Source organism: bacterium (assembly GCA_030247525.1).
GTDB lineage: Bacteria > Electryoneota > JAOADG01 > JAOADG01 > JAOADG01 > JAOTSC01.
On record JAOTSC010000186.1, the window covers coordinates 1 to 6,191 of the forward strand.

4 protein-coding genes and 2 tRNA genes are annotated in these 6,191 nt (G+C 48.4%); 3 read left to right on the plus strand and 3 right to left on the minus strand.

The window, feature by feature from the left end; all coding sequences use genetic code 11:
• The first annotated feature begins 654 nt into the window (after positions 1 to 654).
• Positions 655 to 1,773 (plus strand): T9SS type A sorting domain-containing protein, encoded by a 1,119-nt coding sequence (locus tag OEM52_13195; GenBank protein ID MDK9701093.1) that lies wholly within the window; start codon positions 655 to 657, stop codon positions 1,771 to 1,773.
• 345 nt (positions 1,774 to 2,118) lie between these two features.
• On the opposite strand, the gene OEM52_13200 is transcribed toward OEM52_13195, so the two are convergent.
• The 3 genes from OEM52_13200 to OEM52_13210 form a co-directional block, all read right to left on the minus strand.
• Positions 2,119 to 2,192 (minus strand) — tRNA-Arg (locus OEM52_13200).
• Between the two features lie 83 nt (positions 2,193 to 2,275).
• Positions 2,276 to 3,607: a BamA/TamA family outer membrane protein gene (locus OEM52_13205; protein MDK9701094.1), complete on the minus strand. Its 1,332-nt coding sequence runs from the start codon at positions 3,605 to 3,607 to the stop codon at positions 2,276 to 2,278.
• 148 nt (positions 3,608 to 3,755) lie between these two features.
• Positions 3,756 to 5,045, minus strand: coding sequence for a citrate (Si)-synthase (locus tag OEM52_13210; GenBank protein ID MDK9701095.1), 1,290 nt, complete (start codon positions 5,043 to 5,045; stop codon positions 3,756 to 3,758).
• A gap of 374 nt (positions 5,046 to 5,419) precedes the next feature.
• On the opposite strand from OEM52_13210, the gene OEM52_13215 reads away from it, so the two are divergent.
• On the plus strand, positions 5,420 to 5,887 hold the full coding sequence (locus tag OEM52_13215) for a glutamine synthetase beta-grasp domain-containing protein (protein MDK9701096.1): 468 nt from the start codon (positions 5,420 to 5,422) through the stop codon (positions 5,885 to 5,887).
• A 51-nt stretch (positions 5,888 to 5,938) separates the two neighbouring features.
• Positions 5,939 to 6,010 (plus strand) — tRNA-Lys (locus tag OEM52_13220).
• Positions 6,011 to 6,191: the final 181 nt, after the last annotated feature.

The window sequence follows — 6,191 nt, forward strand, 5'->3', positions numbered from 1 at the left end:
TCTAAGCGAGTTAGACACAAAGTAACTCCAGATGGAAAACGTGACTTGCCAATCTACTCGTATTCATTCGTTCTGGCTCTGTCTTCGTTGTCGGAATCAGAAGTTGCCTTATTATTGGGAACGATTTAGGAATCGTGATAGCGGTTAATGGTGCTGCTGACTGTCCATACCGGAATGAGGAGAAATGAGATTTGTAGACTCCTTTTGGACGGTTATAATGCAGATCGTTGTCTACTGACTATCCATGAATCGAAAGCCGGCAAAGTATGTTGCATCCCTCGTTCTGATGATTGTGTCGAGTTGTTACCGTCGTTGCCACGGTCAGGCAACTCAATCTCCAGTCGAAACGGTATGAAGTTTGTCGTGAGTCGATAATGCCACACCTGTTTAAGCGGTATTGCCGAAACCTCAGTCTGTCAGAAGAAGTGCATTTCGGTGGCCTGATCAAATTCTAGGACGGTTTCTTGCCCACCTCACCAACAACGAGTGAAATTATTTGTGCGAGAAATGTTTTAAATACACCAAGTATTGAGTTTATCCATTGAGAATGTTTTCCTAAACACGTATATTGTCAATAACCTACTTGTTACCGTAGGTTTCTCATTACAACGCTTCACCACAGACTGTGAAAAACGAACAACCATAGGAGTTATTGTGAAAAATTACGCAAGCGCTATTCTGGTAGTCTTTGGACTAACAGTATTATTGTCAACAAGTGCTTTAGGACAATCACCCTTTGTTGCCACTTCCGGATACTATGGACCGCCAGTCGTGTTGAATGGAGATCCTTTTATGGGTGGTTATACTGGAATTCAGATTAATGTCCCACAAAATGTACTAATCACGAATGTTCGGGTGAGAATAAATGTGTCTTGTCCTGACAATAGTCGGTTTGGTACGTTCATAACCGATCCCGGCGGTTTCGCACGAGCGAATTTAGCCCATTGGCGGAATGGTTCTTTAAGTGGCCAGGACTTTAGCAATACTGTATTTGATGAATCCGCACCAGTTTCCATTTACAGTGGGACTGCACCATATCTTGGTTTTTACAACACCGGTTTTGGTGAATTGAGTATGATGAATGGATTGATGTCAGGCGGCGATTGGGGAGTCTCCATCGAATACTGGGCTATGGGGTCGGTTACTCTCAATAGTGTGGAGCTTGAAATCAACGATGGTGCGGTACTACCGGTAGAAATGACGTCATTTAATGCCGTTGGGGCTGACAAGCAAGTATTCTTGCATTGGAATACCGAGTCGGAAACCGATAATGCGCATTTCAATCTCTATCGTTCAACGATGGAAAGTCAACGAGGTGAATTGTTGGCTCAACTCGATGGACTGCAGAACAGTGCCACTGGAAGAGAATACAACTATACCGACAATCGTGTATTGAACGGGCAGACCTACTATTACCGCATTGCGGACGTTTCGATGAACGGGGTTGAAACAATTCATCCCTTTGTTGTCATGGCTACACCGAGTGAAAATGCATTAGGGGTCATTCCTATCAAGTATACACTGTCGCAGAATTTCCCGAATCCCTTCAACCCTAGTACTCAAATAACCTATGGGATTTCACAGGCAGGGAATGTTCATTTAACCGTGTTCGATGCAATGGGACGTGAGTTGAAGACACTCGTGAATGGGTATCAGTCACCCAATACTTATAAGATTACATTCAACGCCGAAAACCTCCCTTCGGGAACTTATTATTATTCTCTATCGACCAAAGGGTTTTCGACGACAAAGAAGATGGTGTTCATGAAGTAGACCATCAATTTGGTTGCACTTCGAGCGTAGAGGAGAGTAGAGGGTAGGTACACCTAAGTCACCATTGCTAAGAGTCGATAGGATCGAACCGAATCGGAATGCGGTGACTTGTGATAAATCTCTGTTTCATGCGTTTTATCAGATTCTCGTGTCTACCTGGCTAACTGGGTAGACACGAAAACCTGACTTTCGGATGCATTGCTTTAGGTATCCTTTACCAACGATTAATCCACGTCCTCAATAGTTACTTCATCGAAGTAACACATACCTGCTTTCAGAATTACTTTGAACCTTCTACCATTAGCAATGTCATTAGCAAATTCAGGTCGTGAACCCTGAAACCCGCGCGCCCAACAGGACTCGAACCTGTAACCCCAAGCTTAGAAGGCTTGTGCTCTATCCGATTGAGCTATGGGCGCAGTATGATTTCTAACAAAATCTAACAGTATCTACATCTGTTATCGCAACCGTAAAAATAACGGTTCTATTGGGGAAATGCTACTTACCGGACTCGCAGGCTCTGCCAGTACATTTTCGTATTCAAGCCAAAGGCGACCTCGTGGTTCCCGCCTTCTCCGATTCCAAAATCAAATCGCACTTCCTGAAAAGAGGGAACTAAAAATCGTAGTCCAAAACCACCGCCAATCGAACGTCTTGTTTCGGTAATCCGTTTCGTCCAAGCAGCCCCGATATCGGTGAATCCAGCAAGTTCGACGCCGAATGGGATTGCCATCCCGAGCCCATGTCCCACAACTTTCGGGAGAACCCGCCACCGGATTTCCGAGGTTACGATATACTCGTTCGAGCCGTAGCTTCCGGTTGATAAATCAGAGTTCGAGTAACCCCGCACTGAATTAGTCCCACCGACGTGGAGCAGGTAATAGCGCGGTAAGCCAGTTTCCGGAGTTCGATTCCGGACTCGCATCCAATCGGACTGATAGAAATACACATTCCCCAAGATTGGAACCCACCAACGAGCATCGAGTAACCCTTCGGCAAACTCGCCGTCGCCTATGTAATTTCGGAACTCTGTTTCGCCCCACCAACCCGCCATCGTTCGGGTTGTACGGTCTCGACGGTCGATAGCTGCCCGTGCCCCGAACCACTGCTGTTTATCGTAACCGGTATGCGATATAGTACTACGAACACTGTCGGCATCCATCTCAAACCAACCCGCTCCAACACCCACTCGGCCGACTTCCCCGATCCACGAACCAAACCACAACGAATGCGACCAAGTCTTTTCGTAGAATTGCTCGAGGGGATTATCGCGTTCGCTAAACGAAGAGGAAAACTCGCTGGAAAAATGATTCCAACCGATCCACGGAGAGCGAATCACGAAATCGTAATTCTTCGTTTTTCCGAACATAGCGGTACCAATCGCTTCGATGTCGCGTCCGCCCAGATTTAGTGAGAATATCCCGCCGCCATATTGCGCATTCCCCCGGGAATCGGTTCCCACTGCCGGATACACCAGCACCGGCGGCAGTTCTTTCACTTCCCAACGGATTGCTACTTTATCGTTGTCGATTTCGGTAACCGCCTCGACTGATGCGAAAATATCCAATCCCTGTAATCGCTCTTTCATGTTTTGTAGACTTGTCGAATCGAGCCGGCTCCCTGCCTGCACAAACGATAGTTCGCGTTCAACGATGTACGGCTTTGTATAATGCAAACCCTGCCAAGTAATCGCATAGATTTGCTTTCCGACAGCGTTATAATTCCGGTTTTGATCGGGAATCGTGAAGTATGGTAAGAGGCGGGCATGACTGTGCGCCACCAATCCAAGCAGGATCGTGCAAAGTATAAGCAAAATTCGATCAGTGTATCGCATCGGCAAAGAATACAAAATTGCGGTTTGTTATACAAACCTGCAAGTTGCGGAATATGGAAAGATCTGTGCTGAATGTGAATTAAGAAAAACGCCGGACCTTACGACCCGGCGTTTCACAGAAATCATTCCATTCCGATGAATCGAATGCTTAGCCTTCCATTGCCTTCTTGGCGGCGCCCATCAGCCACTTGGTTGTGACCGACTTCGGACGTTCGATTGGGGAACCCATACCGCGGGCGAGCACCATCTGCGCGCCCATACCCAATACGCGGGACACCGAGAATAGAACGGTGTAGTACTGGAATTCGCGGAGACCGTAATGGTACAGCAGCGAACCGGAGGCGGCGTCTACGTTCGGCCACGGATCCTTGATCTTTTGAATGGTCTTGAGAATGTCGGGGACGGTATCAAACGTCAGTGCGACGGTCTTGAATACCGGATCTTCCGGACAATACTTGTGACCGAATTCCTTGAACATCTTGAAACGCGGGTCGACGACGCGCAATACAGCATGGCCGTAGCCGGGGATAACGCGACCGCTCGATAACGTTTCGGTCGCTTCCTTGTGCAAGACTTCCTTCGACGGGGAGCCGCCGAATTTCTCATTGATGCTCAATACCCACGCGAGGCATTCTTGGTTGGCAAGACCGTGTAACGGACCGGCGAGACCGTTTAAGCCGGCGCTGATGGCGTAGTACGGATCGGACAAAGCGCTTGCGACGAGGTGGCTGGTGTGTGCCGACACGTTGCCGCTCTCATGATCGCAATGGAGAACCATATATAATCGCATGAGCTTGTCGAAATCGGCGCTGTTAAAGCCCATCATGTGCGCGTAGTCGGCTGCCCAGTCGAGTTTCGGATTCGGGTCGATCTTCGAGCCCTTGCCGTAACGCTTGCGATAAATCCATGCCGAGATTTCGCCGACAGTCGCGACGATGTCGAGCACGTCTTCCAACATGTACTTCCAGTACTCGTCTTTTTTCACACCACGGTCGTATGCAGCGCGGTACTTGCTTTCCTTCTCCATCGCGAGGATTGCAACGTCAAGCATCGCCATTGGGTGATGTTCGTCTTTTTCTTCAAACTGGTCGAGGATTTTCCAAACGTATGCCGGAACCTTGGCGCGGGCTTTGATGTCGGCTTGCAGATCGGCCAATTCTTCGGCATTCGGGAATTCGCCGGTAAGCATTAACCAGAAAATTTCTTCGGGAAGTTTGTCGCCTAATTCTTCTAACTTGATGCCACGGATGATCAAACCGTAATTCGGATCAACTTCCGAGGTATCGCAAAGCAGCGACTTAATGCCGCGCATACCGCCGACGATTTGTTCGGCTTTGACTTCGTCGACTTTCGCATTACCGTACTTTCCCATGAATTCCTTCATTTCGGCGCGGAGTACTGGTAACTGTGTTCCGAGTTTGTCGAATAACTTACTCATGATTCATTCTCCATTTGCTGGTTTCGGTGGGAAGGAACCGCGATCTGGACTGGTACCGCCGGGTACGCACAGAATGGGCGTGATGCGCGGTTGTTTGTCGCACATCGCAAACAGATTCCTTCGCAGTGAGGTTGGTGGGATAATACCTGATTACGCTCTTAGGGCAAAAATCAAGTTACAATATCCAAAAGAGCGTTTCTAACAGCTTTTCAATATAACGAGTAACATATTGGGTATGCAAACCCGGATTCAAAAATAGTTGTCTAATCCGAGCTGAAAGGAGTATATTGTAACGCTGTAGCTTCGATGAAACGAAGCAGCCTGAAATCTGCCTGAAACTTCAAGTCTCGCTCTGCTCATTTACCGGGAAATCCATGGAAACTCGCTATCCGATTCACGTTGCCAACTATGCAACGATGCCAAATGCACCGCTGCACCTTGCACCGGCAATCCGCATCACCGACAAAATCGCGAAACCCCGCGCCCAATGGACGGTGGACGATCTTACTGCATTGGTGCGGGAAGAAAAAGTTCGCATCATCAGTCTCATGCACATCGGCAGCGATGGCTGGCTGAAAACACTCGACTTTGCCCCTCGCGACGCTCGCCATTTGCGAGACGTTCTGTTAGCCGGCGAGCGCGCCGACGGTTCCAGTATCTTCGCTGGAATGGGAATCCCTGCTGGAAAATCCGATATCGTGTTACGTCCCCGCTTGGACAGCGCTTTTTTCGATCCGTTCTCACCCGTTCCCACATTAATCTTGATGTGCAACCATTACGGACGAGATGGCAATCGACTACCGGAATCGCCGGACACCATTCTCAATAATGCAAACTGCTAAAAAAACAGGTTTGACACCGCCGCCCTTTGCGGTATAATATCCGTCCGCTACGGTCGACTAGCTCAATGGCAGAGCAACTGACTCTTAATCAGTGGGTTCAGGGTTCAAGTCCCTGGTCGATCACCTAGAGATGGCGGTAAGCCGCTCCATAGCCCCCACATGTGGGGGCTAATTGTTTAAAACACGTCCATAAAGAACATACGTTCTAATTAGTTTTGCAGTCAACTTGCAGTCAAAATCAGCCGATTTTTGGGGAAATGGCTTGGGGTTCTCGCGCTCAGGGCGATGGTAGTCAGTCTTAGAC